This is a genomic window from Hydrogenophaga pseudoflava (assembly GCF_004353865.1).
GTDB classification, from domain to species: domain Bacteria; phylum Pseudomonadota; class Gammaproteobacteria; order Burkholderiales; family Burkholderiaceae_C; genus Hydrogenophaga; species Hydrogenophaga pseudoflava.
The window spans coordinates 549017-574555 of record NZ_CP037867.1 but is presented as its reverse complement, the minus strand read 5'-3'; the positions used below and the strand labels follow the sequence as shown (position 1 = coordinate 574555).

Annotated in this window: 26 protein-coding genes; 11 read left to right on the top strand and 15 right to left on the bottom strand. The window is 69.3% G+C overall.

Features of this window, described 5'->3' with window-relative positions:
* Positions 1–91: 91 nt before the first annotated feature.
* The gene (locus tag HPF_RS02915; protein WP_133155706.1) at positions 92–1327 is read left to right on the top strand and encodes an MFS transporter; all 1236 of its coding nucleotides are present in this window, start codon (positions 92–94) and stop codon (positions 1325–1327) included.
* On the opposite strand, the gene recG is transcribed toward HPF_RS02915, so the two are convergent.
* Positions 1316–3427 carry an ATP-dependent DNA helicase RecG gene (recG, locus tag HPF_RS02910; RefSeq protein WP_133155705.1) on the bottom strand — a complete coding sequence of 704 codons (2112 nt, stop codon included), beginning with the start codon at positions 3425–3427 and terminating at the stop codon, positions 1316–1318. The genes HPF_RS02915 and recG overlap by 12 nt on opposite strands.
* 69 nt (positions 3428–3496) lie before the next feature.
* Here recG and queA point away from each other — a divergent pair, with 69 nt between their 5' ends.
* On the top strand, positions 3497–4606 hold the full coding sequence (gene queA / locus HPF_RS02905) for a tRNA preQ1(34) S-adenosylmethionine ribosyltransferase-isomerase QueA (RefSeq protein WP_133155704.1): 1110 nt from the start codon (positions 3497–3499) through the stop codon (positions 4604–4606).
* On the opposite strand, the gene HPF_RS02900 is transcribed toward queA, so the two are convergent.
* Genes HPF_RS02900 through HPF_RS02890 form a run of 3 tightly spaced genes read right to left on the bottom strand, consistent with a single transcriptional unit; the run spans position 4592 to position 6695 of the window.
* Entirely contained in the window at positions 4592–4903 is a 312-nt protein-coding gene (locus HPF_RS02900) for a non-heme iron oxygenase ferredoxin subunit (RefSeq protein ID WP_133155703.1), read from the bottom strand. The two genes, queA and HPF_RS02900, sit on opposite strands and share 15 nt — an antisense overlap.
* Positions 4904–4917: 14 nt before the next feature.
* The gene (locus HPF_RS02895; protein WP_133155702.1) at positions 4918–5400 is read right to left on the bottom strand and encodes an aromatic-ring-hydroxylating dioxygenase subunit beta; all 483 of its coding nucleotides are present in this window, start codon (positions 5398–5400) and stop codon (positions 4918–4920) included.
* Entirely contained in the window at positions 5397–6695 is a 1299-nt protein-coding gene (locus tag HPF_RS02890) for an aromatic ring-hydroxylating dioxygenase subunit alpha (RefSeq protein WP_133155701.1), read from the bottom strand. The genes HPF_RS02895 and HPF_RS02890 overlap by 4 nt, the downstream gene beginning before the upstream one ends.
* A gap of 107 nt (positions 6696–6802) precedes the next feature.
* On the opposite strand from HPF_RS02890, the gene HPF_RS02885 reads away from it, so the two are divergent.
* The 6 genes from HPF_RS02885 to HPF_RS02865 all read left to right on the top strand — a co-directional run bounded on the left by HPF_RS02885 (position 6803) and on the right by HPF_RS02865 (position 11890).
* Positions 6803–7735 (top strand): LysR family transcriptional regulator, encoded by a 933-nt coding sequence (locus HPF_RS02885; RefSeq protein ID WP_066157286.1) that lies wholly within the window; start codon positions 6803–6805, stop codon positions 7733–7735.
* Between the two features lie 161 nt (positions 7736–7896).
* Positions 7897–8052 carry a hypothetical protein gene (locus HPF_RS23605; protein ID WP_165961644.1) on the top strand — a complete coding sequence of 52 codons (156 nt, stop codon included), beginning with the start codon at positions 7897–7899 and terminating at the stop codon, positions 8050–8052.
* Between the two features lie 46 nt (positions 8053–8098).
* Positions 8099–9367: a PQQ-dependent sugar dehydrogenase gene (locus HPF_RS02880; RefSeq protein ID WP_079364305.1), complete on the top strand. Its 1269-nt coding sequence runs from the start codon at positions 8099–8101 to the stop codon at positions 9365–9367.
* A gap of 139 nt (positions 9368–9506) precedes the next feature.
* Positions 9507–9887, top strand: coding sequence for a c-type cytochrome (locus HPF_RS02875; RefSeq protein WP_079364304.1), 381 nt, complete (start codon positions 9507–9509; stop codon positions 9885–9887).
* 31 nt (positions 9888–9918) lie between these two features.
* A complete protein-coding gene (gene tgt / locus HPF_RS02870) occupies positions 9919–11085 on the top strand; it encodes a tRNA guanosine(34) transglycosylase Tgt (RefSeq protein ID WP_133155700.1) in 1167 nt (388 codons plus the stop codon).
* A 13-nt stretch (positions 11086–11098) separates the two neighbouring features.
* The gene (locus HPF_RS02865; protein WP_133155699.1) at positions 11099–11890 is read left to right on the top strand and encodes a C40 family peptidase; all 792 of its coding nucleotides are present in this window, start codon (positions 11099–11101) and stop codon (positions 11888–11890) included.
* Here HPF_RS02865 and HPF_RS02860 read toward each other — a convergent pair.
* A complete protein-coding gene (locus HPF_RS02860) occupies positions 11887–12354 on the bottom strand; it encodes a hypothetical protein (protein ID WP_133155698.1) in 468 nt (155 codons plus the stop codon). The genes HPF_RS02865 and HPF_RS02860 overlap by 4 nt on opposite strands.
* Positions 12355–12465: 111 nt before the next feature.
* On the opposite strand from HPF_RS02860, the gene HPF_RS02855 reads away from it, so the two are divergent.
* Positions 12466–13641 carry an MFS transporter gene (locus HPF_RS02855; RefSeq protein ID WP_133155697.1) on the top strand — a complete coding sequence of 392 codons (1176 nt, stop codon included), beginning with the start codon at positions 12466–12468 and terminating at the stop codon, positions 13639–13641.
* On the opposite strand, the gene HPF_RS02850 is transcribed toward HPF_RS02855, so the two are convergent.
* The 7 genes from HPF_RS02850 to HPF_RS02820 form a co-directional block, all read right to left on the bottom strand.
* Positions 13541–14698 (bottom strand): zinc ribbon domain-containing protein, encoded by a 1158-nt coding sequence (locus HPF_RS02850; RefSeq protein ID WP_243721668.1) that lies wholly within the window; start codon positions 14696–14698, stop codon positions 13541–13543. The genes HPF_RS02855 and HPF_RS02850 overlap by 101 nt on opposite strands.
* 46 nt (positions 14699–14744) lie before the next feature.
* A complete protein-coding gene (locus tag HPF_RS02845; RefSeq protein WP_133155696.1) occupies positions 14745–15554 on the bottom strand; it encodes a DUF2145 domain-containing protein in 810 nt (269 codons plus the stop codon).
* Between the two features lie 9 nt (positions 15555–15563).
* The gene (locus HPF_RS02840; RefSeq protein ID WP_133155695.1) at positions 15564–16034 is read right to left on the bottom strand and encodes a hypothetical protein; all 471 of its coding nucleotides are present in this window, start codon (positions 16032–16034) and stop codon (positions 15564–15566) included.
* 1 nt (position 16035) lies between these two features.
* Complete coding sequence (locus HPF_RS02835) at positions 16036–16533, bottom strand: YiaA/YiaB family inner membrane protein (protein WP_206610779.1); 498 nt, start codon at positions 16531–16533, stop codon at positions 16036–16038.
* A 177-nt stretch (positions 16534–16710) separates the two neighbouring features.
* On the bottom strand, positions 16711–17334 hold the full coding sequence (locus HPF_RS24185; RefSeq protein ID WP_133155694.1) for a DUF4124 domain-containing protein: 624 nt from the start codon (positions 17332–17334) through the stop codon (positions 16711–16713).
* A 293-nt stretch (positions 17335–17627) separates the two neighbouring features.
* Positions 17628–19583 carry an MFS transporter gene (locus HPF_RS02825; protein ID WP_133155693.1) on the bottom strand — a complete coding sequence of 652 codons (1956 nt, stop codon included), beginning with the start codon at positions 19581–19583 and terminating at the stop codon, positions 17628–17630.
* Positions 19584–19618: 35 nt separating this feature from the next.
* On the bottom strand, positions 19619–20461 hold the full coding sequence (locus HPF_RS02820; RefSeq protein ID WP_133155692.1) for a hypothetical protein: 843 nt from the start codon (positions 20459–20461) through the stop codon (positions 19619–19621).
* A 129-nt stretch (positions 20462–20590) separates the two neighbouring features.
* On the opposite strand from HPF_RS02820, the gene HPF_RS02815 reads away from it, so the two are divergent.
* Positions 20591–21322, top strand: coding sequence for a helix-turn-helix domain-containing protein (locus HPF_RS02815; RefSeq protein WP_133155691.1), 732 nt, complete (start codon positions 20591–20593; stop codon positions 21320–21322).
* 72 nt (positions 21323–21394) lie between these two features.
* The gene (locus HPF_RS02810; protein WP_066157325.1) at positions 21395–22222 is read left to right on the top strand and encodes a ProQ/FINO family protein; all 828 of its coding nucleotides are present in this window, start codon (positions 21395–21397) and stop codon (positions 22220–22222) included.
* Here the strand turns inward: HPF_RS02810 and HPF_RS02805 are convergent.
* Genes HPF_RS02805 through HPF_RS02795 form a run of 3 tightly spaced genes read right to left on the bottom strand, consistent with a single transcriptional unit; the run spans position 22203 to position 25426 of the window.
* Complete coding sequence (locus HPF_RS02805) at positions 22203–23486, bottom strand: FIST signal transduction protein (RefSeq protein ID WP_133155690.1); 1284 nt, start codon at positions 23484–23486, stop codon at positions 22203–22205. The two genes, HPF_RS02810 and HPF_RS02805, sit on opposite strands and share 20 nt — an antisense overlap.
* A gap of 24 nt (positions 23487–23510) precedes the next feature.
* Positions 23511–24563, bottom strand: coding sequence for a PhaM family polyhydroxyalkanoate granule multifunctional regulatory protein (locus HPF_RS02800; protein WP_341785649.1), 1053 nt, complete (start codon positions 24561–24563; stop codon positions 23511–23513).
* 23 nt (positions 24564–24586) lie between these two features.
* Positions 24587–25426: an enoyl-CoA hydratase/isomerase family protein gene (locus tag HPF_RS02795; RefSeq protein WP_066157332.1), complete on the bottom strand. Its 840-nt coding sequence runs from the start codon at positions 25424–25426 to the stop codon at positions 24587–24589.
* Positions 25427–25539 lie beyond the last annotated feature (113 nt).

The window sequence follows — 25539 nt, the reverse complement described above, 5'->3', positions numbered from 1 at the left end:
ATCAATGCAACTCATGCGTCTTCCGCCATGTCATGCAAAAAAATACAGTGCCCTCACGCCTGCTGTGCAGGACTTTTGAGGAAACGCCACCATGTCCCAATTTCTTTCCCACCGGCCCGGCCCCACAGGCGCCCTGGCCGGTCTTTCGCTGTCGGTGCTGCTGTCGTCGCTGGGCACCAGCATGGCCAATGTGAGCCTGCCCAGCCTGACGCAGGCGTTCGGCGCATCGTTCCAGCAGGTGCAGTGGGTGGTGCTGTCCTACCTGCTGGCCATGACGGCGCTGGTCGTCGTGGCCGGGCGACTGGGCGACCGCCTGGGCCGGCGCCGCCTGCTCATGGCGGGTCTGCTGCTGTTCACCCTGGCCTCGGTCCTCTGTGCCCGCGCGCCGTCCCTGGAAGCCCTGGTGGCGGCCCGCGCCCTCCAGGGCCTGGGGGCCGCGACGATGATGACGCTCGCCATGGCCATGACGGGCGACACCGTATCCAAGGAGCGCACCGGCAGCGCCATGGGCTGGCTGGCCAGCATGTCGGCGGTGGGCACCGCGCTCGGGCCGTCGGCCGGCGGCCTGCTGATCGCCTGGCTGGACTGGCGCGCCATGTTCCTGTCCACGGTGCCCCTGAGCCTGCTGACCCTCTGGCTGGTCCACCGGCACCTGCCGGCGCCCGCCCCGGTGTCCACGCCGCGAAGCGGCACGCCGACGGAGGCCGCGGCGCTCTGGCAAGGGACCGCGCTGGGTGCCGGCCTGGTCATGAATGCGCTGGTGGCCACCGTCATGATGGCCACGCTGGTGATCGGTCCGTTCTTCCTGTCCGGTGGCCTGGGGCTGGGAACGGCCGGGGTGGGTGCCGCGATGTCGGCCGGGCCGCTGATGTCCATGGTGTTCGGCTTCGTGGCGGGCAAACTGGTGGACCGCTGGGGCGCGGCGCACACGCTGCGCACGGGCCTGCTGGTCATGCTGGCCGGTGCGCTGGGGCTGGCGGTGCTGCCCGGCCCGTGGGGCCTGGCGGGCTACCTGCTCGCCATCTCGGTCCTGACCCCGGGCTACCAGCTGTTCCAGGCCGCCAACAACACGGCCACCCTGACCCGGCTGCCCGCGGCGCGCCGGGGCGAGGTCTCCGGCTTGCTCAACCTGGCGCGCAACCTGGGCCTGATGGCCGGGGCCTCGGTCATGGGCTGGGTGTTTGCCTGGGTCACCACGGAGCCCGCCGCCGCCGCACCCGCGACCCTGCTGCACGGCGTCCAGGTCACCTTCGGGGCCGCGGCCGGACTGCTCGTGCTGTCCATGCTCGTGGGCCGCACGACCCGCCCGGCGGCTTCAGGCCTTTAGGTACTCGGCCTTGGTGCCGAGCCAGCGGCCCACGTGCCGCTCGGCGGCTTCGGGGAACCTGACGAGCATCTGCGCCGCCGCCTCGCGGGCCCATTCGAGCAGGTGGGTGTCGGTCGCCAGGTCGGCGAAGCGCAGCAGCGGCGCGCCGGACTGGCGGGCACCGAGGAATTCGCCCGGGCCGCGGATCTCCAGGTCGCGCCGCGCGATCTCGAAGCCGTCGTTGGTCTCGGCCATGGCTTTCAGGCGCTCGCGCGCGGTTTCGCCCAGCCGCCCGCCTTCGTTGGGCGTGTAGAGCAGCACACATGCCGACGCTGCGGCGCCCCGGCCGACACGGCCCCGCAGCTGGTGCAGCTGGGAGAGGCCGAAGCGCTCGGCGTGCTCGATCACCATGAGCGAGGCGTTGGGCACGTCGACGCCGACCTCGATCACCGTCGTCGAGACCAGCACGCCCATGTGGCCGCCGCTGAACAGGCTCATCACCGCCTTCTTCTCGGCCACCGGCATGCGCGAGTGCAGCAGGCCCACCAGCACGCCGGGGAGCAACTGACTCAGTTCCGCGTGGGTCGCGGTGGCGTTCGACAGATCGATCGCCTCGCTCTCTTCGATCAGCGGGCAGACCCAGTAGACCTGCCGGCCCTCGGCCACCTGGGCGCGGATGCGCTCGATGACCTCGTGGCGGCGGCTGTCGGATACGACCTTGGTGACGATGGGCGTGCGGCCAGGCGGCAGCTCGTCGATGGTCGAAACGTCGAGGTCGGCGTAGTAACTCATCGCCAGCGTTCTGGGGATCGGCGTCGCGCTCATCATCAACAGGTGGGGCTCCCCCGCGCCCAGTTCAGGGCCACCCATCTTGGACCGCAGCGCCAGCCGCTGCGCCACGCCGAAGCGGTGCTGCTCGTCGATGATGGCCAGGGCCAGGTTTTTGAACTGCACCTGGTCCTGGATCACCGCGTGCGTGCCGACCACCAGCGCGGCCTCGCCGCTGGCGATGAGCGCCAGCATCTCCGTGCGCTGTTTCTTCTTCTGGCTGCCGGTGAGCCAGGCGACGCGCTTGCCCAGGGGTTCGAGCAGCGGTTCCAGCCAGCCGATGAGCTTGGCGAAATGCTGCTCGGCCAGGATCTCGGTCGGCGCCATCAGCGCGCACTGCCAGCCGCTGTCGATGGCGATGGCGGCGGCCAGCGCGGCCACCACGGTCTTGCCCGAGCCCACGTCGCCCTGCAGCAGCCGGTGCATGGGCACCTGGCGCTGCAGGTCGCGCGCGATCTCTTCGCCCACGCGGCGCTGCGCGGCCGTCAGCGCGAACGGCAGCACGCCCAGCAGCTGTTCGTGCAGCCCACCGGCCGATGTGTGCAGCGGCGGCGCTCTCAACGCGTCGCGCTCGCGCTTGGCCTGCAGCTGCGAGAGCTGCTGCGCCAGCAGCTCTTCGGCCTTGAGCCGCTGCCAGGCCGGGTGGCTGCGGTCCTCCAGCGCGGCGAGCGACACGTCCGGTCCCGGGTGGTGCAGGTATTCGAGCGCTTGGCGCAGCGACATCAGTGGCGCACGCAACCCTCGCAGCGTGTCCTCCAGCGAGGTCAGCACCGGCTGCGGCAGGGTTTCGCTGAGGTCGGCGCGCTTGAGGCCCGACACCACCGCCTTGCGCAGATAGGCCTGCGGCAGCTGGGCGCTGGTGGGGTAGACGGGAGTCAGCGCCTCGGGCAGCTCGCCGCCGGCCGCGTGGAAGGCCGGGTGCATCATGGTTTTGCCCATGAAGCCGCCCCGCACCTCGCCGCGCACGCGCACCCGTGCGCCGACCGCGAGCGTCTTCTGGTGCGAGGGATAGAAACTGAAGAAGCGCAGGGTGCAGGTGTCGCTGCCATCGTCGAGCGTGACCAGCAGCTGGCGGCGCGGCCGGTACTGGATGTCCTGCTTCGTCACCGTGCCCTCGACCTGCACCACCTCGCCGTCGCGCGCGTCGTGCAGGGCGACGATGCGGGTCTCGTCCTCGTAGCGCAGCGGCAGGTGCAGCGCCAGGTCGATGTCGCGCACCAGGCCGAGCTTGTGCATGGCCTTCTGCGGGGCAGAGAGTTCCTTGCGCGGGGTGGTGGACGGGGCGTCGGGCATGGGACAATTCTGCCTGTACTTCCATCCATATCCCCACTTGGAACGGGCCCTGTCCGGCCCTCAAGCAGCATGACTTCTTCTTCGTCCTCTTCGGCCCGCCACTTCACCGTCGCCGACTTCGATTTCTCCCTCCCCGAACACCTGATTGCCCAGCACCCGGCCGCCGAACGCAGCGCCTCGCGCCTGCTCGACGGCACCGGCGAACTGCCGGTGGACCGCATCTTCCGCGAGCTGCCCGGCCTGCTGCAGCCGGGCGACCTGCTGGTGTTCAACGACACCCAGGTGGTCAAGGCTCGGCTGTTCGGCGAGAAGGCCAGCGGCGGCAAGCTGGAGTTACTGATCGAGCGCGTGCTGCTGCCGCACGAGGCACTGGACGGCTCGCCCAACGAGGTCGTCGGCCACCTGCGCGTGAGCAAGAAGCCCTTGCCCGGCGGGCGGCTGCACCTGGCGGGCGGTTTGAAAGGCGGCGGCTTCGACGCGGTGTTCATCGGCCGCTGGCCCGACGAACACGGCCAGCTGTTCCGCCTGCGGCTCGAAGGCCCGGCGGGCGAAGACCCGTACACGCTGATGGCGCGCCACGGCCATGTGCCGCTGCCGCCCTACATCACCCACGCCGACGAAGCCGACGACGAACGCCGCTACCAGACCGTGTTCGCGCGCGTGCCCGGCGCCGTCGCCGCGCCCACCGCTGCGCTGCACTTCGACGAGGGCGTGTTGTCCGGGCTGGAGGCCCGCGGCGTGCACCGCGCCAACGTGACGCTGCACGTGGGCGCCGGCACCTTCGCGCCCATGAAGACCGAGCGCATCGAAGAGCACGTGATGCACCACGAGCGCTACGCCATCCCACCCGCCACGGTGCGGGCGATTGAAGAGTGCCGCGCGCGCGGAGGCCGTGTGGTCGCCGTGGGCACGACCACGGTGCGCACGCTGGAGAGCTGGGCGAAGACCGGCGAGCTGCAGGGCGACACCAACATCTTCATCACGCCAGGCTTCGACTTCCGCGTGGTGGACGTGCTGGTCACCAACTTCCACCTGCCCAAGAGCACGCTGATGATGCTGGTCAGCGCCTTCGCGGGCTACGACCATGTGATGGCGCTCTACCGCCACGCCGTGGCGCAGGGCTACCGCTTCTTCAGTTACGGCGACTCGATGCTGCTGGCGCGATCAACCCAGGCTTAGGAACACCCGCCCGCCCTCCACCTTCACCGGCCAGACCTTGATCGGCTGGGTGCAGGGAGGCAGTGTGGCCTCGCCGGTGCGCAGGTCGAAACGGCCCTGGTGGAACGGGCACTCGATCTCGTGCCCCTCCACGAAGCCGTCGCACAGCCTGGCGTTGCCGTGGGTGCAGAGGTTGTCGGTGGCGAACACCTCGCCCTCCACCGCGAACAGCGCGATGTCGCGCCCGCCCGGCGACACCGGAATGCCCGCGCCTTCGAACAGATCGGCTTCGGCGGCCACGTCGGTCCAGTTGCTCATGGGTGCGTTCCTGTTCAGATGGGGTAGATGATGGAATTTGGGATCATTTCGCTGTCGTAGACGCAAAGACGTTGCGCGAACTTCAGTCCGTCGGGCGTCTTCGCCACGATGTCCAGGTAGCGCCCGACGTTGAACACGCTGCTCGCGCCATCCAGCTTGGTGCGGAACACCGCGTAGTTGGCCTCGCAGTGCAGGCGGCCCTGCTCGTCAATCTGACGGACGACGGGTGCGCCCACCACGTGGCGCTGGTAGTACGGATCGTGGAACAGGGTTTCCCGGATGCCGTAGACGCGGTCGCGCAACATGGCCTGGCTATCGAAGGCCAGGGTCGAGAGCGGAAAGCCGCGCTCGTGGTTCTCGCGCGGCTGCAGCTTGTAGACGCAGTCCGTCGTGAAGAAGGTCGGCCAGAGGTCCCAGTCGCCGCTGTCGACGGCCGAGGCGTAGTCGCTGTAGAGCGCCTGCAGGGCCTGGAAGGTCTCGAAGTCGAGGGTGCTCATGCGGCACCTCCATCGCATTTTTCAGGCGCTTCCATGACTTTCCGCCAGTACTCGTACATCCCGCGGATCAGCGTCTCCGTCACCATGTGGTCGGTCTCCCCCACCTCGCGCCCGCCCAGCTCGGCCAGCGCCCGGTGCTGCGGCTTGCTCTCGAAGGCCTGCTGCGAGAACTCGATCACCTCGCCGTCGTCGGCGCTCACGAAGCCCGCCGGGCCGAACAGGTTGGCCTGCCGCAGGCGGCGTTGCGTCATCTCGGGCGTGTCGTCCTCGAAGCCGAAATGCGTCCACACGAAGTCGAAGGCGCCGTGGCCGTCGGGCTGGATGTGGCGCGTGCTCACGCTGTTGACCTGCTGCTGGAAGATGACGCTGGGGAACAAGGTCGTCATGACGGCCGTAGGCGTCTTGTCTTCCAGCTGCCACCAGGGCTCGGGCACGATGTCCAGGAAGCGCGGGTCTTCGAGCTGCATGCTCTCCTTGAAGCTGGAGACCTGCGTCACATGCGCCGCCTGACCGCTGGCCTGGCCCATGCTGCCGCGGGTGGACACCATGGCCGCATGGCGGTGGTGTGCGTCCATGCGCAGCTCGCTCCTGTTGTCGGCGCGCCAGAGGCCGAAGGTGACGAACCAGGTGTGCAGCAGGCCGGGGTGGTACGGGTCTTTGATGTTCTCCTGCATCAGCTTCCAGTTGCCCGGGATGCGCTGGCGGTTGTAGCCCAGGATGGTCAGCTTGCGGCCGTTGAACAGGCGGTCGAAGTACTGGAGGATGGTCGGCCCCATGTAGTCTTCGAGCGACTCCACGTCGTGGTCGAAGCTGGCGAAAACCACGCCGCCGCGCACCGCCACCTTCAGCCGCGTCAGGCCGTGGTCCTTGGGGTTGAAGTCGGCGGGCATGCCGCCGTTGACCTTGCCGTCCTGGCGCACGCCGCGGCGGAACGGCACGCCCTGCAATGTGCCGTCGGGCTGGTAGCTCCACTGGTGGTAGGGGCAGACGAACTCGGTGGCGTTGCCGTGGCGCTTGCGGCAGAAGCGCATGCCGCGGTGCGCGCACACGTTCTCCACCACGTGGATCTGGCCGTCGGCCGCGCGGGTCATGATCACCGAGCGCTCGCCGACCACGGTGCGCTTGAAGTCGCCGGCGTTCGGGATCTCGGCTTCCAGGCCGACGTAGCACCAGTGGCCTTGGTAGAAGATGCGTTCGAGTTCGCGCTGGTGGCGTTGCTCGTCGGTGTAGACGGCGAACGGGATGCGGCTGGTGCCGCCGGCCTCCCAGTGCAGGGCGTCGGGGGAAACGGACATGGCTGTCTCCGGAGGTGTTCTTGTGAGCCGCATGATCGCGGCCGGCCGGCCATCCGGCAAGGGAATCGGCGTGATACGCTGTATTCACCACCTGAATATTCAAACCCATGAAGCTCACCGACATCGACCTCAACCTGCTGGTGGTGTTCGACCGCCTGGTGCAGGACGGCCGGGTCTCCCGCGTGGCCGAGTCGCTGGGCCTGAGCCAGCCGGCGGTGAGCAACGCGCTGCGGCGGCTGCGCGACCTGCTGGACGACGAGCTGTTCCTGCGCACGCCCAGCGGCATGGCGCCCACGCCCTACGCGCTGCAGCTGGCCGAACCGGTGGCACAGGCGCTGCGGGGGCTGCAGGGCGCGCTGAACGTGCGCGCCAGCTTCGACCCGGCCACCAGCGAACGCTGCTTCACCCTGGCCATGACCGACGTGGGCGAGATCTATTTCCTGCCGGTGCTGATGGACGCGCTGGCGCGCGAGGCGCCGGGCGTGACGCTGCGCTGCGTGCCGGTGGCGGACGCGGCGCTGCGCGAGGACATGGCGGCCGGCCGGGTCGATCTGGCGCTGGGTTCGCTGCCGCAGCTGCAGGCCGGCTTTTTCCAGCAGGCGCTGTTCCGCCAGCGCTACGTGGCGCTGATGCGCGCCGGCCACCCGCTGGCGGCGGGCGACGCGCCGCTGAACGCCACCCAGTACCGGCAGGCCGCCCACGTGCGCGTGGTCTCGGCCGGCACCGGCCACGGCCAGGTCGACGAGGCCCTGCAGCGCCTGGGCGTGGCGCGCCAAGTGCAGCTGACCGTGCCTCACTACGTGGCGCTGGGCCAGGTGCTGGGCAGCACCGACCTGGTGGCCACCGTGCCCGAGCGGCTGGCCGAGCGCCTGGCCGGCCCGCACGCGCTGGTGGCCCGGCCGCTGACGCTGCGCCTGCCGGCCAGCACCATCGCCCAGCTCTGGCACGCCCACCTGCACCGCGACGCTGGCCACCAGTGGCTGCGCGGCCTGGTGGCGCAGCACTTCGGCACCGCCGCCGGGGCCGTGGACAGCCCCTGAAGCGGCGACAAGGTATCCAGTGGTCACAGGCTTCGCTACAAAAGTGCTACAGCCCGGCCTTCGGATGTGACTTTTGTGCAGCAGCCGTGAACACGCCCGACTGCAGGACCCGGTCGCACGGGCACAATACCGCCCACCTTCCCGCCGCCGAAAGTCTGTCCGTGATCGAAATGCTGTTCCGCCTGGGTATCGCCCTGCTGCTGTCCGTGAGCCTGGCCCTGCTGCTGGCCTGGGGCTGGTCCAGTTCGGACGAACGCACCGAGTCGGCGGCGGTCACAGTCGAGCCCTCGGCCGAATCCTCCATACCGGCTCACTGACCTGGGCGTGGGCTGGGCGAGCCGCCACGCGGTTCACAATGGCCCGATGACACGACGTCGCTGCCTCCCGCTGGCGCTGGCTGGCCTCATCGCCCTGCCCGTCGCGGGACGGGCGGAGCCCGAGGCCTCCCGCTACGCCACCCAGGGCCGCTGCGCCGGCTATCCCCGCATTGCACTGACCGCACCCAAGGGCTGGTGCGTGGGCCTGGTGGCCGACGCGCGCGACGGCCTGCAGATGCCGCGCCGCCTGGTCGAGGTGTCCCCCGGCCGCTTCTGGATCACCGACATGGGCAACTGGGAGCCCCGCCGCGGGCGCCTGCTGGAGCTGCGGGTGGACGGACAGCCGGGCGACGCGGACCGGGTGACGGTGCTGGCCCGAGGGCTGGACCGCCCGCACGGGCTCGCGCGCGGCCCCGATGGCAAGGTCTATGTGGGCGAGGCCGGCACGGTCTGGCGCACGCCCACCGCCGTGTTCGCCCGCGAAGACCTGCTCAAGGACCTGCCCGCCGACGGCGCGCACCCGCTCAAGGAGCTGGCCTTCGGCCGCAAGGGGCGCCTCTATATCAATATGGGGTCGGCCAGCGACGCCTGCCGGGACGAGCACCAGCAGCAGCCCCTGCCCTGCCCGGAAACCGCGGGACCCCTTCCCCGGGCCGCGGTGTACGAAACCACCCTGGTCGGCCCGGACCTGAAACCGCAGACACCGAAGCCCTTTGCCACCGGCCTGCGCAACTCGCTGGGCCTGGCGCTCACCCAGGACGCGGCGGGCAGGACCGAACGCATCTGGCAGGCAGAGAACTCGGTCGACTACAGCGACGCCAACGCCCCGGCCGAGGAACTCAACGAACTCGAACGCGGCGCGCACTACGGCTGGCCCTACTGCGTCAGCGATGCGCAGGGCCGCAGCGTCGTGGCGCGCGGCTACGACAAGCGCGCGCAGTGCGCCCGCCGACAGGCCCACCGCCCACCGTTCCAGGCCTGGCCGGCCCATGTGGCGCCGCTGCAGCTGCTGGCCATGCCGCCGGCCCCTGCCGGGCAGGCCGCCAGTCCGTGGAGCGGCCGCCTGCTGGCGGTCTGGCACGGCTACCGCGCCCAGGGCCACCGCATCGTGGCCTGGCGCATTGGCCCCGACGGCCGCCCGACCGGCGCGCGCGAGAACATCGTCTCCGGCTGGCGGGTCATGCCCGGCATCCGCCCGCAGGGCAACCCGGCCGGTGCCACGGTCGATCACCGGGGCTGGCTGTGGATCGTCGAGGACCGCAACCGCACCGTGCTGGTGGTGGCGCCCGAGACGCGAAGCAGCGGCGGTTCCTGAGACAGCAACACCTGTGGCGCCGCAGCCACCGCCCGTCTCATCCTGAGACGGAGCCCCGGCGCCTTGACAAGGATCAATTCGGGGTCCTGGCGCACTGATAGCCTGAGGACGTCCCCCCAGAAACCCACGGAGTCCTCCCATGAAACGCACCCTGATCGCCCTCTCGGCCACCCTGCTGGCCGCCACCGCCTGGGCCGGCCCGGCCGAAGACCAGGCCGCCCTCAAGCTCGCCACCGGCGCCGGCTGCATGACCTGCCACAACATCGAGCCCGGAGCCAAGGGCCCGAACGGCATGGCGCCCATCGGCCCGGCCTGGCGCGATGTCGCCGCCAAGTACAAGAGCATCAAAGGCGCCCAGCAGCAGCTGACCGCCACCGTGCTCGCCGGCTCCAGCCCCTACGAGAGCCACTGGAAGGACAAGGTGTCTGGCCTGGCGATGCCGCCCAACAAGGTCGCGATTGCCGAAGCCGACGCGGCCAAGCTGGTGTCCTGGATCCTGGCGCTCGAACCGGCCAAGTGAGTTTCCGGAGCACTCGGCGACAATCGCCGCCATGCTCCAGTTCGACGTTCTCAAGACCGAAGGCCACGCGCGCCGTGGCCGTCTCACCCTCAACCACGGCGTGGTCGAGACCCCCATCTTCATGCCCGTGGGCACCTATGGCACCGTCAAGGGTGTCACGCCCGCGAGCCTGGAGGGCATGGGCGCCCAGATCATCCTGGGCAACACCTTCCACCTCTGGATGCGCCCCGGCCAGGAGGTGATGAAAAGCTTCGGCGGCCTGCACGCCTTCGAGAAGTGGCACAAGCCCATCCTCACCGACTCGGGCGGCTTCCAGGTCTGGTCGCTGGGCGCCATGCGCAAGATCACCGAAGAAGGCGTGCACTTCGCCTCGCCCGTGAACGGCGACAAGCTGTTCATGTCGCCCGAGGTCAGCATGCAGATCCAGACCGGGCTCAACAGCGACATCGTCATGCAGCTGGACGAATGCACGCCCTACGAGACCAACGGCCACCTGACCACCGAGGCCGAAGCCCGCAAGAGCATGGAGATGAGCCGCCGCTGGGCCGTGCGCTCCAAAGACGAATTCGCGCGGCTGGAGAACCCCAACGCGCTGTTCGGCATCGTGCAGGGCGGCATGTTCGAGCACCTGCGCCAGGAGTCGCTGGAGGCGCTGGTGGAGATGGACTTCCCCGGCTACGCCATCGGTGGCGTGAGCGTGGGCGAGCCCAAGGAGCAGATGCTGCAGATCATGGCGCACACGCCGCACCGCCTGCCGGCCAACAAGCCGCGCTACCTGATGGGCGTGGGCACGCCGGAGGACCTGGTCGAAGGCGTGGCCTGCGGCGTCGACATGTTCGACTGCGTCATGCCCACGCGCAACGCGCGCAACGGCACGCTGTTCACGCGGTATGGCGACCTGAAGATCCGCAACGCGCGCCACAAGGCCGACCACCAGCCGCTGGACGCGACCTGCACCTGCTACGCCTGCGCTGGCAAAAGCGGCGTGAGCTGGGCCGACGGCGGGCGTGACGGCTTCAGCCGCGCCTACCTGCACCACCTGGACCGTTGCGGCGAGATGCTGGGCCCGATGCTGAGCACCATCCACAACCTGCACTACTACCTGAACCTGATGCAGGAGGTGCGCGCCTCGCTGGACGCCGGCCGCTTCGAGGCCTTCCGCCAGCAGTTCAAGTCCGACCGCGCGCGCGGCGTCTGACCCGTCGCCATCCATGACGCACCGTCTGCTTCGGGTCCTCTCCACTGCGCTGGCCCTGGTCCTGGCCGGCTGCGCCACCCACGTCGACCTGGCGCCCGACGAAGGCCAGCCCGCCCTGCGCGTGCAGCAGCGGCTGGCCCTCACACCCAGCAACGGCGGCCTGCAGATCACACCCGACGACCTGCGCGCGGGCGACATCGTGCTCAGCTCGACCCACAGCATCGTCTCGATGGGCGTGCGCCTGATCACCGTGGCGCCGGTCAGCCATGCCGCGCTCTACCTGGGCGACGGCCAGTTCGTCGAAGCGGTCGGCGCGGGCGTGCGCCTGCGCAGCACCCAGGAGTACATGGACGGCGAGTCGACCATCGTCGCCTTCCGCCATCCTGGCGTCGGTGACGAGCACATTGCTGCGCTCAACGCGTTCGCCCGGCAGCACGCCGGCAAGAAGTACAACACCGCCGGCATCGTGCTGCAGGCGCCCTTCAGCATCGGGCGGCAGTACTGCGAGCTGCCGCTGATCCCCGGCCTGGTGCGCGACTACTGCATCCGCGGCCTGGCCGCCATCCAGCTCGGCGCCATCAAGAACGACCGCTTCTTCTGCTCGCAGTTCGTGCTCGAAGCCTACCGCCACGCCAGGCTGCCGCTGACCACCGCCGACCCGCGCCTGATCAGCCCGGCCGACCTGCTGCACATGCGCGAGGGCGACGTGCCCTCGGTCCGCACGGAACAGACGCTGCAATACGTCGGCCACCTCAAGGCAGCGCCCATGCCGTCCGATGAGATGGCCGTCGGCATGGCGGATTAATGGCCGATATGCATGCTGAACAGCGCGCCGCTGGACAGGCGGCAGGTGCCTGAGCCCAGCGTGGCCGAGTTCATGGTGTAGGCGCAGGTGATGTAGCCGCCGCGGTTGCCGGCGCCGTTGGCCAGCCCTTCGCGGCTGGAGCCGGCCTTGCGGGTCGCCTCGCCCGAAAACGACTCCCCGCCGATGACGGTGGAGAAGGTGCCGCGGCCCTGCAGGTCGTTCGTCACCGTCGCGCTGATGACCCCGTGGCCGCTGGCCGGTTCGTTGGCCGGATAGAGTCGGGCCTGGAAGCTCAGGGGTAGCGCGGGTGCTGCCGCAACGGCCGCGTGGGGTGGCGGCACCGCCTGCCCGGTGCGCGGATCGATGGGCACCACGTAGCAGGCGGCCAGGGTGGACACGGCGGCAACCGCGCCGAGCCAACCGGCGGGGCGGCGCAACGAACGAACAACAGAGGAGATATCCATGAGGATCCTTGAGGCCCAAGCACATGCTTGTGCGGCGATCCTGCGCGGCGACTGTCAAGAAACCGCTGTCTTCCGGTGAAGAAGCGTGAACCGACACCGACGGCATCACCCATGAATACCCAGTCCTCCGTTCCCCGCCACGTCCTGCCCGTGCTGGTGCTGGCGCAGTTCGCCGGCACCTCGCTCTGGTTCGCGGTCAACGCGGTCATGCCCGACCTGCAGCGCGAATTCGGCTGGCCCGCCACCGCCGTCGGCACGCTGACCTCGGCGCTGCAGGCCGGCTTCATCGCCGGCACCCTGGTGTTCGCGCTGCTGGCCATCGCCGACCGCTTTGCGCCGCGCCGCGTGTTCCTGGTCTGCGCGCTGGCCGGCGCGGGCTGCACCGTCGGTGCCTGGGCCATGGTGTCGGACTTCGGCGCGCTGCTGGCCTGGCGTTTTGCCACCGGCTTCTTCCTCGCGGGCATCTACCCGGTGGGCATGAAGATCGCCGCGCAGTGGTACACGCGCGGCCTTGGCCCGGCGCTGGGCCTGCTGATCGGCGCGCTGGTGCTCGGCTCGGCCAGCGCCCACGCGCTGCGCGCGCTCGGCGACACGCTGCCCTGGCCCACGCTGATGCTGGGCGTGGCGGCGCTGGCGGCCGCGGGCGGGGTCTCTCTCCATGCGCTGCTGCCCGACCCGCCCGGCGCGGTGGCGCGTGTGACCACGCTGCAGTGGCGCGCGCTCGCCACCATCGTCACCGACGCGCGGGTGCGCAGTTCGGTGCTCGGCTATTTCGGCCACATGTGGGAGCTGTACACGCTGTGGGTGCTGATGCCGTTGATCCTCGCGACGCGGCTGCAAGGCACCACGCTGTCGTGGACCGCCTTCGCCATGCTGGGCGCCGGCGTGCTGGGCTGCGTGGGTGGTGGCTGGCTGGCGCCGCGCTTCGGCAGCGCCCGCGTGGCAGGCGTGCAACTGGCCATCAGCGGCCTGTGCTGTGTGCTGGCGCCGTGGCTGATGGGCGCACCCAATGCGCTGTTCTACGGCTGGCTGCTGGTCTGGGGCATCACCGTCTCGGGCGACTCGCCGCAGTTCTCCACACTGACCGCGCGCAACGCGCCGCCGCAGGCGGTGGGCAGCGTGCTGACGCTGACCAACAGCATCGGTTTTGCCATCAGCATCGCCAGCATCCTGCTGTTCGTCGAACTCACGCGGACGGTGCCGCTGGGCTGGCTGCTGACAGGGCTGGCGCTGGGTCCGGCGCTGGGTCTGTGGGCGCTGCGGCCGCTGCTGCGGGAGCGGGCGTGAGACCGGCATCCGGCGCGTCGCCCCGGCGGGCCTCGGTGCCGCAGGCAAAGCAGTAGCGCGCGAAGGCGCTCTTGCGCGTGCTGCAGTGGCCGCAGCGGTCGAACAGGCACAGGCCGCAGTGCGGGCAGAAGTCGGTCTTGCCGTCCTTGAGGTCGACCGCGCGCTCGCAGCCGGGGCAGACGTTCTTGGCCAGCCGCGCCTGTGCCAGGTCGTAGTCCATCTCCTTGCGGCGCTGCGTGTCCGGCAGCGCCTCCACCGCCTTCTGCCGCTCCAGGTAGCGCTGCAGCGCAGCGATGGCGTAGCGCCCGCCGATCACCGTGAGCACGATGCCCACGATGTAGCGCACATAGCCGCCGTAGCTCGGCAGGTAGGGCACCAGCTCGACAAAGAACGCGAACAGCGCGAAGAAGATGAAGCCCCAGACAAACGGCCAGGACGATCCCTTGCGGTGCTTCTTGAACAGCCAGCCGGCCACCGCCAGCAGCGGCAGCGTGAGCGCCAGCCGGTAGCCGAACACGCGCAGCTCCTGCGCGCGCTGTTCCTCCATGTAGGTGTCCCGCGCCGCATCTTCCAAGCTGCTCAGCTCCGCCTGCGCGCGCTGCTGCGCCTGGCGCGTGTCCAGCGCCACCTGCTGCTGTTTCTCCACCGCCGCCAGCGCGTCGCGTTCGATCTTGCGCAGGCCATCGAGCTCGCGCGTGCGCTGCAGCACCTCCTCGTCCTGTTCGGCGCGCTGCGTCACGCTGCGCGTGGCCAGCCAGTTGTCGAAGGTCTCGCGCGCGGCGCGGTTGTCGGCGCGCGCGGTCTGCAGCTTCAGCTGCGCCTGCTCCAGCGCGGCCTGCGCCTCTTCGGAGGCCTTCTCGGCGGTCTTGATGGACTCCTTGAGCACAGGCGTGCGCTGCGGGTCCATGAAGTCTTCCAGCGAGCGCGTCTGCTCCACCTGCGGCAGATCGCCGACGATGGTGCTGCCCAGGCCGGTGAGGAACCAGGCGAACAGGAAGGCCACCAGCCAGAGGCCGCGGCGGAACCATTTCTCGGACAGGCGCAAGGATTTGCTCATGGTGTTTCCCTCGATGGTTTTGTGTTGATGGTGATTGTGGACCCGCTCACAGCGCGAGCCGCTGCGGCGCCGAGCCCAGGCCGCTGCGCGCCAGCCAGTCAAGCACCGAGTCGACGGTCACGGTCTCGATGCGGTCAGAAAAGCGCTTCTCGTTCGGGTGGTCGTCGAAGCGGATGTGGGCCGAACCGGCGCTCGCGCCCAGCCGCTTCAGCGGCCCCAGGCGCAGCGTGCTCGGCTGGTAGCCCTTGAAGCCCAGCCAGGCCTGCGCCTGCGCACGGGTGGTGACACCCGGCTCGGCGGCCATGGCCATGGTTTCAATCGCCCACTGGTTGGACTGCTGGTAGCGCGTGCCCCAGGCGTAGGCCACCATGTTGTAGTCGCGCTCGTGCAGGCGCAGGCTGCGGCCTCGGTCGTTCAGCAGCGCGTACAGCGGCGCCTGCAGCTGGGGCGCCGGCACCGACCACACCGCCTCGTGGCGCCAGAGGTCGTCCAGGAAGAACTCGCCCAGGCCCTGGCGGTAGATCGAGCCGGTGGCCGTGCCGCACTGGTTGAGCTTGTGCAGCACCCGCCACGGCCCCTCCGGTGTCTTGTAGGCCCAGCCCAGGTGCGAGTAGCGCAGCTGGTACTTGGAGAGGTCCTGCCCCGCGCGGCCCAGCACCACGACCCGCGCGCCACTGCGCGCGAACTCTGCGTCCAGCGCCTGCGCCGTGCGCTGGGCCAGCTCCAGACCCTGGGTCAGCGTCTGCGGCGTCAGCGGGCGCTGCTCGCAGGAGCGGCCGGCGTGGGCGACGGTGGCGCCGATCAACAGCACGGCGATGACCAGCGCATGGGGAGCCACATTCAGTGTCTTCTTCATGGTCGGGCCTCAGTAAGTCAGCCGTTCGTTGTGCAACAACGCGCGGCCCAGCTCGTTCGGGATGAAGCACAGCACCTCACCCGCTGCCGACAGCACCACGCCCGCGCCGATCACGCTCACGGCCACCGCCGCGCCCACACCAGCCACCACACCCGAGGCCGCTCGCCCGCTCAGCTCCAGACTGACCCGCGCACCGTCGGACGCCCGCTCCAGCACGATCACCGTACCGCGCGCCGACACCTCGACCGCCTTCACCGCCAGCACCGCGCCACTGACGGCCAGCGCCGCCGGCACGGCACTCACCGCCGCCGCACCGGCCACCGCACTGCCCGCGACCGCCGCCCCGGCACCCACCACCGACGCCACCGGCAGGGCCGACAGCACCAGCGAGGCCTCGCTCTGCGCCCGCGCCGGGGCGCTCACCAGGGCCGCGCTCAGGCTGGCGGCCAGCAGCAACTGTTTGAAGAAAACGCGGCTCATCTCATTGCTCCTCGGCAGCGGCCGTGACACGGCGGGTTTCGATCAGGTCGGCCTCGTGGCGGTCGCGCAGCGTCTTGGCCAGCGTGAACGCCGAGGTCACCAGGTAGAGCCAGCTCACGCCCAGGTAGGCCTTGTAGGTCTCGTCGATCTGCATGCGCAGCAGGCCCCAGAGCGTCAGGCCCATCGCCACGGCAAAACCGCCCCAGACCACGAAGCGCCACATCGGCGTCTCGGCCTCACCGGTCCGCTGCGCCTTCTGCTGGTCCCGCACCGCCTTGGCCAGCACAAACACCGTCGACAGACAGAACACATAACCCATCACCATGAACGCCCGGTCCAACGCCTGACCTGGCAGGTAGGCCAGGCCGGTGGCGCAGAGAAAAACCGCGAGCCCGAACGAAACCCAGACCTGGAGCTGCCAGGCGCGGGTGTCGCGCATCACGATGAGGGGAGAACGGGAACCGCTGACCATGTGAAACCTCGGTGGGTTGTTGAACATGGGGCGGATGGTGTGGGGCAACCACCCAGCGGAAGCCTCACTTGCTCACAAGAGGCGCGTCGTCAGGCCTTCGGCATCGTATTCCAATACCGTCCATTGCCATTGATGCGGCAAACAGGGACGAACCGAGTCTCACAACCGTGAGCCGCAATTGATCCACCGGGTCCAAGCAGCTTCTCAGTTGCAGTTCCAGATGCTGCCCGCACGGTGGCAGGTTCGACCATTCGGCCCAGTCATGAAGTCCGAGCCGCTTCGGTGATACACGCCCCCGGTGTTGTCGTAACAAAACCCGTCGGTGCAATTGGTGATAACCGTCGGTTTCGGAGCATCATGCAGAGGGGAAACACGCGCCCCCCGCTTGCTCTTTTGCATCAGCTCGGTGTTTGTTCCACAGGATGCATTGACTGCGGCGATCGCTGCGTTGACTCTCGTCGTTTTGTCTCTGTCTGAGAGAGTACGGATGTTTGATGCAATCGAAAGCTCATGCTTTGCCCGCTTGCATTCATGCGAGTCCGCCTTTGACAGACTTGGACCTGCCTGCAACTCTTGGCCGTCGTTCAGTCTGGCTGATCGTTCCGTAGCTTGATCGTCATAGAAGCGCCTCCTCGAAGCAGCAGCCCTATCCTCATCGAGCTGCAGTTCCTCTGAAGATCGTTGCCTAACAATTTGTGTACCGTCAGCGCAAGGTGCATCACTGTAAGTGGTCCTCTTTGTGGCGGGGTCAGTGCATCGATAAACCTGTGCGCCCGATGCCATGCATGTGCAAGCCAGGAGAAATGCAAGTGCAGTCTTCAAGAACATCTCTGTCCTCCTTCGACAACAGTGTAGTTACTGAAGAAGCCGCTGACTCGGCTCAGTGGTGGTCATCCTCGCGCTGGTGCTGCGGCGCACACACTTGTTCTACCGCTTTCGTCTGTCCACCACGCTGCGCACTGCATTCTCGACAAACCGGGACATGATGTCGCCCTCCTCCAGAACACCTGCCAGCTCCTCGCGGAAGCCGGGCGACATGCGCAAGGGGGAAGGGGTACGGTTTCACAAGGCAGTTAGACGGCAATTGCAGTGCATTTGTGGACACTCCATCATGGGCCCGCTCAACCCATCAACCCCGCCACCCGCTCCCGCAAGCCCTCCGGCGTCACCCGCTCGGCCGGCACCGCATCCCCCACGTTCAGTCCCACCCGGTTGAACAGCCCGCGCCGGAACGGTTTGACCATCGCGGTCGGCTGGCCGCCGCTGAGTTCGATGCGGCTGAAGTAGGAGCCCCATAGGTTGGTGAGCGCCATGGGGATCACCTTCACGTCCTGCACGCCATCCGCCTGCGCCGTTTCGAGGATCTTCATGATCCCGCCCTTGAAGGGTTGCAGCGTGCCGTCTTTGGTGATCGCGCCTTCGGGGAAGATGCCCAGCAGGTCGCCTTCGCGCAGCACCTGGGCCGACTCTCGGAACGCGGCTTCGTAGGCAGCCGGGTCCTCCTTCTGCGGCGCGACGGGGATGGCCTTGGCCAGCTTGAACAGCCAGCCCAGCACCGGCACCTTGAAGATGCGGTGGTCCATCACGAAGCGGATCGGGCGCGGGCTGGCGGCCATGAGCAGCACGGCGTCGACGAAGCTGACGTGGTTGCACACCAGCACCGCAGCGCCTTCGGTCGGGATGTTCAGGTCGCCGGTGACCTTGAAGCGGTAGACGAAGCGCGAGGCGATCCAGGCCACGAAGCGCAGCAGGTACTCGGGCACCAGCATGAAGATGTAGAACGCCACCACCGCGTTGGCCAGGCCGATGATGAGGAACAGCTCGCTGATGGAAAAGCCCGCGCTCAGCAGCGCGCCGGCCAGCAGCGAGCTGGCGATCATGAACAGCGCGTTGAGGATGTTGTTGGCCGCGATGATGCGGGCGCGGTGCGTGGGCTGGCTGCGCATCTGGATCAGCGCGTACATCGGCACGCTGTAGATGCCCGCGAACAGCGAGAGCAGCGCCAGGTCGGCCAGCACGCGCCAGTGCGCCGCTTCGCCCAGGAACTGGCCGAGCGTGAGCGACACGGTGTGCGGTGGCAGGCCGCGCGAGGCGAAGTAGAGGTCGACCGAGAACACGGTCATGCCGATCGCGCCCATCGGCACCAGGCCGATCTCCACATGGCGGCGGCTGAGGATCTCGCACAGCAGTGCGCCCACGCCGATGCCCACCGAGAACACCACCAGCAGCAGCGAGGCGACCTGTTCGTTGCCGTGCAGCGTGTCGCGCGCGAAGGCCGGGAAGTTGGCCAGGAACACCGCGCCAAAGAACCACATCCAGCTGATGCCCAGCAGCGAACGGAACACGACCACGTTGCCGTGCGCGAGCTTGAGGTTGCGCCAGGTTTCGGTGAACGGGTTCCAGTTGATCCGCAGCGCCGGGTCGGTGGCGGGCGAGACCGGCACGGCCTGCGCCAGCACACGCCCCAGCAGGGCCAGCAGCAGGCAGGCCGCGGCCACATAGCTCGGGCCGACCAGGGGCAGCGCGATCAGCAGGCCACCCGCGACGTTGCCCAGCAGGATGGCGACGAAGGTGCCCATCTCGACCATGCCGTTGCCGCCCGTGAGTTCGCGCTCGTTCAGGTGTTGCGGCAGGTAGGCGAACTTGACCGGACCGAACAGCGTGGAGTGCAGGCCCATGAGGAAGACGCAGCCCAGCAGCACCGGCACGTTCTGCTGCATGAAGCCCCAGCCGGCCAGCAGCATGATGGCGATCTCCAGGTTCTTCACGAAGCGGATCAGCACCTCCTTGGGGTACTTGTCCGCCAGCTGGCCGCTGGTGGCGGAGAACAGCAGGAAGGGCAGGATGAAGAGTGCGCCGATGACCAGGCCGGCCATCGAGGCCGGCAGCCACTGCACCTGCAGCTGGTAGGTCACCAGCACGGTGAAGGCGAACTTGAAGACGTTGTCGTTGCCCGCGCCCAGGAACTGCACCCAGAAGAAGGGGCCGAATCGGCGTTGCGTGAGCAGGGCGAACTGGTTGCTGTGCGTGGCGTGTGCGCCGGTGTCGGCGCTCATCGCCGCTTGCGGGGTGGACATTCGGGTCTCCTCCTGTGGGGTCCTGCGGGTGGGGTTCACGCGGCGCGGCCCGCTGCATTCTGCCGCAGGCCGTCCGGAGATCCGCCCTCGCGTCCAGGCACCAGCGCGGCGATGACGGGCCAGGCCGCCAGGGCCGCGACCAGGTGCTTGAGGCTGTGACCAGAAACCGCGCCGGCGGTCGCGCGGAACACGGCTTCGTCGCCCAGCTCCAGCAGCTTGGCCAGCGCGTACAGGCCGATCAGGGCGCCCAGGCGGATGCCGATGGCGCCCGCGACCAGTTTGAGCAGCGCCAGCCGGACGATGAGCGCCATGCCGCCGAACTGCAGCACGGCCCAGGGCAGGACGTTGCCGTTGGACGCCGGGAGCATGGCCGAAAGCAGCGCCACCGGCAGCAGCACCCGCAGCGCCTGCCGGGCCGGAGCCTGGCCCACGCGCTCGACCACCGCCAGCGCGAGCGCGCCTGAAAAGGTCACCGCCATGCCGAGGCGGTCCCAGACCAGGCCAGCGGGGTCGGGCGCCCAGTGGTACCAAGCCGAGCCAAGGCCGGTGACCAGCAGACCCACGAAGAACACCCGAGCGGCCTGCCGCGTCGCGGCGGGCCGCGCGCGGCGCCGCATGACCAGCAGGCCCCAGAGGCCCGCCAGCGCCAGCGGGGCGTTGGTCAACACGTCCATGGCATTCGGGATGCCCAGCAGGGTGCGCGCATCGACAAAAGGGTGGCCGTGTGCGTGCAGCTGCGCATGGCCGTGGGCGTTGAGCGCAAGGCCCAGGGCCTCCGCCAGCGCAGGGCCGGCGGTCAGCGCGAGCAACCAGAGCAGCAGCAGGGCGACGGCCCAGCGCCCGAAGGCGGGAGAGGGAGCAACGGCGGGAAGGCGCATGGAAGGACACTCCTGGGTCGGTGGAACGGCGGGCGCAGTGTCCCGGCCGACCCCGCGGATCGGGGCGCACCGTGCGATACAGTGGCCTTCCTCTTCACCACCGGTATCGCCATGCGGTACCCGCACCGCATGAGTACCACCCTCGACCTCGTCGGCACCATCAAGAAGGAACTCAAGGCTGCGCAGATGACCTACGCCGACCTGGCCCAGGCCCTCGGCATGGCCGAGTCGAGCGTCAAGCGCATGCTGGCCAAGGGCGACATGTCGCTCTCGCGGGTGGACGAGATCTGCCGCGCGCTCAAGATCGACTTCGCCGAACTGGCGCGCCGCGTGGCCGATGCGCAGCCGCTGCTCAAGGAGATGACGGCCGAGCAGGAGCGCGCCGTGGTGGCCGACAAGAAGCTGCTGCTGGTGGCGATCTGCGTGCTCAGCCAGTGGACGCTGGAGCAGATCACCGCGGCCTACCGGCTCACCGAGGCCGAGTGCGTGAAGTACCTCGCGCAGCTGGACCGCATCGGCATCATCGAGCTGCGCCCGCTCAACCGCTACCGCCTCAAGCTGGCCAAGACCTTCCGCTGGCGCCCGCACGGCCCGGTGATGAACTACTTCCGCGAGCATGCCCTGCTGGACTATTTCGCAGGCGGCTTCGACGGCGCGGGCGAGGGCGTGATGCTGGTGCACGGCTCGGTCAGCCGCGCACTGGCGCCGGTGTTCCTTGAAAGACTGCAGAAGGTGGCGCAGGACTTCGCGCAGCAGCACCAGACCGACCAGAAGCTGGCGCAGAAGGACCGCGAGGGCTACACGCTGGTGCTGGCGATGCGCAGCTGGGAGTTCGAGGCCTTCAGTCGGCTGCGACGGTGAAGGCTGTCTTTGCCCGTGCTGGCATGATGTCGGGCTTGCCCGGAACCCGGGCTGTTTCATTTCTGCTTCGACATGACCGCTTCCGCCGACCACGACACGCCCGACAACGCCGCTGCGGCGCCCGCAGAAAGCCCTGCCACCCAGCCCCCCAGTGACGCCCGCCCGCCGCGCCGCAACGATCGGCCACGCGGCGGCCGCAATGGTGGCAATCAAGGCGGCCGCAACGGCGGTGGCCGGCGCCCGCAGGCCCCAGGAGCGGCCAGTGCCGAGCGTCCCGCCCAGGCGGCACCTGCGCGCCAGCACCCCGTGCTGGACCAGCTGGCCTCGCTCTGCCCGGTGCTGTTCGGCGAGACACCGCTGCCCCTCAAGCGCGGCATCTTTGAAGACCTGCTGGCCGCTCACCCCGGGGTGCTGGAGAAGGACAGCCTGAAGGCCGCGCTGGCGCTGCACGCGCGCTCCACCCGCTACCTCACGGTGATCGCCTCGGGCCAGCAGCGCCACGATCTCAGCGGCCAGCCGGTGGAGGCGCTGACGCCCGAGCAGGTGCACCACGCGCTGATCGAGGTGTTCCGCCGCCGCGGCGCGCGCAGTCGCGAGGACCTGCGCCCCAAGCTGCGCCAGCGCATCCTCAAGGCCTACGAGGCCTCGGGCCTCTCACCCGACGAGTACCTGCAGCGCGTGCATGGCCGCGACGAAGAGGTGAACCAGATCAGCCGCGACGCGCTGGCCGAGGTCAGCGCCCGCGCTGCCCGCGAAGACGCCCTGCTGCGCGCCTTCGAGGCCAGTGGCAAGGGCATCAACGAGTTTGCCGACATGTACGGCCTGCACGTGCTGGATGCCAACCGCTCGCTCGAACGCGCGCGGGCGCGTCAGGCAGCCGCTAAACCGCCGGCGCCGTGAACACCGTCAGCACACCGGTGTAACCGTAGAGCTGCTGGTGTGCGATCTCGCCGCCGGCGAAGAAGCCCACCAGCGGCACGTCGCCCAGCGCGCGGCGCACGATCTGCAGCTCGGCGCTGGGCGCCCCGAAGTGCAGCCCCCCACGGCCCGAGCAGCTGACGTAGAGGGCGCCGACGATGTGGCGCGCCGCCACCGGTTCGGGGTCGGCCGCCACCATGCTGGAGCCCATGCCCAGGGTCTCGGGCTCCAGTTCTTCGCGGATCTCGCTGCAGACGCGGATCAGGTCGGCGCGCGCTGCCTGCATGTGGCGCTCACAGAAGGCCAGCCGCGCGCCCAGCGGCGGGTGCTCGGCCACCGCCACGCCGTGGCGGGCCGGGTCCAGCCCGATGATGTGGCGCACCATGACCTCCGGGCCGAACTGGCCGCGCGCATGGCGCTGCGCGGGCGCATCGGCCAGCAGGTGCTGCGGCAGCGTGAGACCGACCAGGGTGCGGCGCAGCCGCTCCATCGCCTGCTGCGGCTGCGCCAGCGACACTCCCAGCTCGCGCAGCAGCACGTCCAGCGCGGGTTCGCCGTCGAGTTCCAGCACCAGGTTGCCCTCGACCGCGGTGATCGTGCGTTCGCGGTCGATCGGCTGCGCGCCCTGGGTCACGCGCGAGATCAGCTCCACCTCCGGACCGAAAGCCACACCGCTGATGCCGCCGCTGAACACCCCGCCCACCGCCCCCTGCCCCCGCAGGTGGCCGGCGCTGCTGGCGGCGAACTGCACGCTGGCCGAGCGGCTGCCCACCAGGCCACCGAAGACGTAACCCGACTGCGTGCGGTCGGCGACCTCGGCCACCAGCTCACCCAGGTCGTGCGCGCCCGGGTCGGCGTGCAGCAGCGCCGTGTGCGCGACGAAGCCCGACGGCTCGCTGCCGCTGGCCGGCAGCGGCGCGACACCGCTGAAGACGCGGTACTGGTCGGGGCTGAGGTCGCACAGCATGACCGCCAGCGCAGGTTCGTCGAAGTACTCGACGTTGTTGGCCGCGATGCCAACCCCCACGGTGCCGGACCAGTCGGTGATCTCGGGCAGCTCGGCGCTCAGGTGGTCGAGGATGGCCTGCGCCTGGGTGGCGTAGTGGTCGGTGATGTAGAGCAGACCGAGCGACGGCGTGGCGGCGTAGGCTGGCAGGGCCATCTGCGCGCGCAGCTGGGCCAGCACCAGGGCCGCGGCCATGCGCCACTGCGGGTGGGTCGCGTGGGCGTAGGGAAACAGCTTCATGGCGGTGGCAGACCTTCCCGGAGTTCAGCGACGGCGCGGGGCCTTCTTGGCCGCGGTCTTGCGGACAGCGGTCTTCTTGGTCGCAGGGGCATTGGCGGCGGGCGATTTTTTGGCGGCGGCACCGGAGGCCGGCAGAAAACCGGGGAAAAACGCGGTAGGCATGGGCCAGTCGCCCGCGCCCAGAGGCTGTGTGGGCGCCGCAGGTGCCGCCTTCGTGGCAGGTTTCTTCGCGGCAACCTTCTTGGGTGCGGCGCGGCGGGCCTTCGGTGCGGGTTTTCTGGCGGTCGCCGGCTTTTCCGCAGGCGACGAACCGCCGGTGACGGCCCGCACCGCCGCCGAGCCCATGCCGGCCGCGCGGCCGACGGTGTCACCCACCGAGCGACCGGCCTTGGCGGCCATGCCCGTGGCGGTCTTGACCGCTTGCTCGGTCAGCCCGCTGGCGACGTTGCGCGTGGCGTCCAGCGCGCCCTGCTTGGCCATGTCCTTCATCGCGGTGCTGGCGATCTGCTGGAACTGCTGCGACAACGCCCCCCACCAGGCCATGGGATCGACCACGCCCTGTGCGGCATCGGCCGGCGCCGCGGCCTTGGCGGCGGGTTTGCGGGGTTTGGGCTGCGCGGCGGGCCCCGGAGCCGGTTCGGCCGCCTCGGACGGGGCGCCGGGGTTGCCGTAGGTGCGCTCGGGAATCTCCAGCCCCGCGAACTGTGTCGGCACCTTGCCGGTAAGGCCCGACACCGTGTCGGCCGCCTTGAGCTTGAGCGCGTTGGCCACATCGCCGAGGTTGAAGTTCATCGCCTTGAGCGTGGCCAGCGACATCTTCTGCACCTCCAGCGCCTGGACGGTCGCGCCCAGGGCCTTGGCGTTCTGGTCGAGCCAGAACTGCACCGCCTTCAATTCCTCGATGCGCTTTTCCAAGTCCTCGACGTTGAAGGTCGGCGCCACCCAGTGGCCCAGGTTGGGCATCTGCGGCAGGCTCTTGCCCAGGCCCTCCGCGACGCCGCCGGCGGCCTGCCCCGCGAGGTTCTGCAGGAACTCGAAACCGGGGACGAACTTGCCGAATCCGCTGGTGTCGCTCATGGCGGTCTCCTGGTGGAACATGGTCAGGTGTCGGCACCGTAACGCGGCGCACGGCGCTCGCGCAAGGATGCCACACCTTCGCGCACATCCGGTCCGGCAAAACCCATGAATTCGAGCGCCAGCGAGGTGTCGAAGGCCGGGCCGGCCTGGCGCAGCCAGTTGTTCAGCGAGTACTTGGTCCAGCGGATGGCGGTCTGGCTGCCCGAGGCGAGGCGATCCGCGACCTCCCAGGCCTTGTCCAGCAGCGCGTCGTCGTCGACGGCCAGCGACACCAGGCCGATGCGCTCGGCCTCCTCGCCGCTGATCGGGTCGCACAGCATCAGGTAGTACTTGGCCTTGGCCAGGCCGCACAGCAGCGGCCAGACGATGGCGGCGTGGTCGCCCGCTGCCACGCCCAGGCGGGTGTGGCCGTCGACGATCTTCGCGCTTTTCGCGGCAATCGAGATGTCCGCCAGCAGGCCCGCCACCAGGCCGGCGCCCACGGCCGGGCCGTGCATGGCGCTGACGATGGGCTTGTCGCAGTTGATGACGTTGTAGACCAGGTCGCGCGCCTCCTTCCAGACCCGCGTGCGGACCTCGAAGTCGGTCGCCATGTCCTGCACCAGCGCGAGGTCGCCACCGCCCGAGAAGCCCATGCCACTGCCGCGCAGTACGGCGCAGCGCACGCTGTCGTCGCGGCCCACGTCGCGCCAGATCTCGCTCAGTTCCCAGTGACCCTCGTGGCCGGCGGTGGGCAGCTTGCCGTTGCCGCCGGGGCCGTCGGCCTTCATGCGGATGTCCAGCACCGAGGGCACGCCGTCCACGGTCGGGCCGCGGCGCGTGATGTCGAGGGTCTGGTAGCGGCTGTAGTCGACAGCGGACATCGTTCTTTCTCCTGCAGATTTTTGAGAATGAAAGCGTCGATTCTGCGGGGGAACGCGGCGTTTTCCGCCGGGGATTTCCCTTTGGCAACCGGCCCGAACGGTGGCGGGCTTGA

What these genes read in the sequence shown, in the direction of transcription:
- HPF_RS02835 (WP_206610779.1), bottom strand. Translation starts at nt 16,533, where the DNA reads ATGTTCAACAACCCACCGAGGTTTCACATGGTCAGCGGTTCCCGTTCT.
- HPF_RS02915 (WP_133155706.1), top strand. Translation starts at nt 92, where the DNA reads ATGTCCCAATTTCTTTCCCACCGGCCCGGCCCCACAGGCGCCCTGGCC.
- HPF_RS02820 (WP_133155692.1), bottom strand. Translation starts at nt 20,461, where the DNA reads ATGCGCCTTCCCGCCGTTGCTCCCTCTCCCGCCTTCGGGCGCTGGGCC.
- HPF_RS02890 (WP_133155701.1), bottom strand. Translation starts at nt 6,695, where the DNA reads ATGTCCGTTTCCCCCGACGCCCTGCACTGGGAGGCCGGCGGCACCAGC.
- queA (WP_133155704.1), top strand. Translation starts at nt 3,497, where the DNA reads ATGACTTCTTCTTCGTCCTCTTCGGCCCGCCACTTCACCGTCGCCGAC.
- HPF_RS02845 (WP_133155696.1), bottom strand. Translation starts at nt 15,554, where the DNA reads ATGAAGAAGACACTGAATGTGGCTCCCCATGCGCTGGTCATCGCCGTG.
- HPF_RS02850 (WP_243721668.1), bottom strand. Translation starts at nt 14,698, where the DNA reads ATGAGCAAATCCTTGCGCCTGTCCGAGAAATGGTTCCGCCGCGGCCTC.
- HPF_RS02885 (WP_066157286.1), top strand. Translation starts at nt 6,803, where the DNA reads ATGAAGCTCACCGACATCGACCTCAACCTGCTGGTGGTGTTCGACCGC.
- HPF_RS24185 (WP_133155694.1), bottom strand. Translation starts at nt 17,334, where the DNA reads ATGTTCTTGAAGACTGCACTTGCATTTCTCCTGGCTTGCACATGCATG.
- HPF_RS02865 (WP_133155699.1), top strand. Translation starts at nt 11,099, where the DNA reads ATGACGCACCGTCTGCTTCGGGTCCTCTCCACTGCGCTGGCCCTGGTC.
- HPF_RS02900 (WP_133155703.1), bottom strand. Translation starts at nt 4,903, where the DNA reads ATGAGCAACTGGACCGACGTGGCCGCCGAAGCCGATCTGTTCGAAGGC.
- HPF_RS02815 (WP_133155691.1), top strand. Translation starts at nt 20,591, where the DNA reads ATGAGTACCACCCTCGACCTCGTCGGCACCATCAAGAAGGAACTCAAG.
- HPF_RS02880 (WP_079364305.1), top strand. Translation starts at nt 8,099, where the DNA reads ATGACACGACGTCGCTGCCTCCCGCTGGCGCTGGCTGGCCTCATCGCC.
- HPF_RS02795 (WP_066157332.1), bottom strand. Translation starts at nt 25,426, where the DNA reads ATGTCCGCTGTCGACTACAGCCGCTACCAGACCCTCGACATCACGCGC.
- HPF_RS02800 (WP_341785649.1), bottom strand. Translation starts at nt 24,563, where the DNA reads ATGAGCGACACCAGCGGATTCGGCAAGTTCGTCCCCGGTTTCGAGTTC.
- HPF_RS02860 (WP_133155698.1), bottom strand. Translation starts at nt 12,354, where the DNA reads ATGGATATCTCCTCTGTTGTTCGTTCGTTGCGCCGCCCCGCCGGTTGG.
- HPF_RS02825 (WP_133155693.1), bottom strand. Translation starts at nt 19,583, where the DNA reads ATGTCCACCCCGCAAGCGGCGATGAGCGCCGACACCGGCGCACACGCC.
- HPF_RS02875 (WP_079364304.1), top strand. Translation starts at nt 9,507, where the DNA reads ATGAAACGCACCCTGATCGCCCTCTCGGCCACCCTGCTGGCCGCCACC.
- HPF_RS02855 (WP_133155697.1), top strand. Translation starts at nt 12,466, where the DNA reads ATGAATACCCAGTCCTCCGTTCCCCGCCACGTCCTGCCCGTGCTGGTG.
- HPF_RS02805 (WP_133155690.1), bottom strand. Translation starts at nt 23,486, where the DNA reads ATGAAGCTGTTTCCCTACGCCCACGCGACCCACCCGCAGTGGCGCATG.
- tgt (WP_133155700.1), top strand. Translation starts at nt 9,919, where the DNA reads ATGCTCCAGTTCGACGTTCTCAAGACCGAAGGCCACGCGCGCCGTGGC.
- HPF_RS02895 (WP_133155702.1), bottom strand. Translation starts at nt 5,400, where the DNA reads ATGAGCACCCTCGACTTCGAGACCTTCCAGGCCCTGCAGGCGCTCTAC.
- HPF_RS02810 (WP_066157325.1), top strand. Translation starts at nt 21,395, where the DNA reads ATGACCGCTTCCGCCGACCACGACACGCCCGACAACGCCGCTGCGGCG.
- recG (WP_133155705.1), bottom strand. Translation starts at nt 3,427, where the DNA reads ATGCCCGACGCCCCGTCCACCACCCCGCGCAAGGAACTCTCTGCCCCG.
- HPF_RS02840 (WP_133155695.1), bottom strand. Translation starts at nt 16,034, where the DNA reads ATGAGCCGCGTTTTCTTCAAACAGTTGCTGCTGGCCGCCAGCCTGAGC.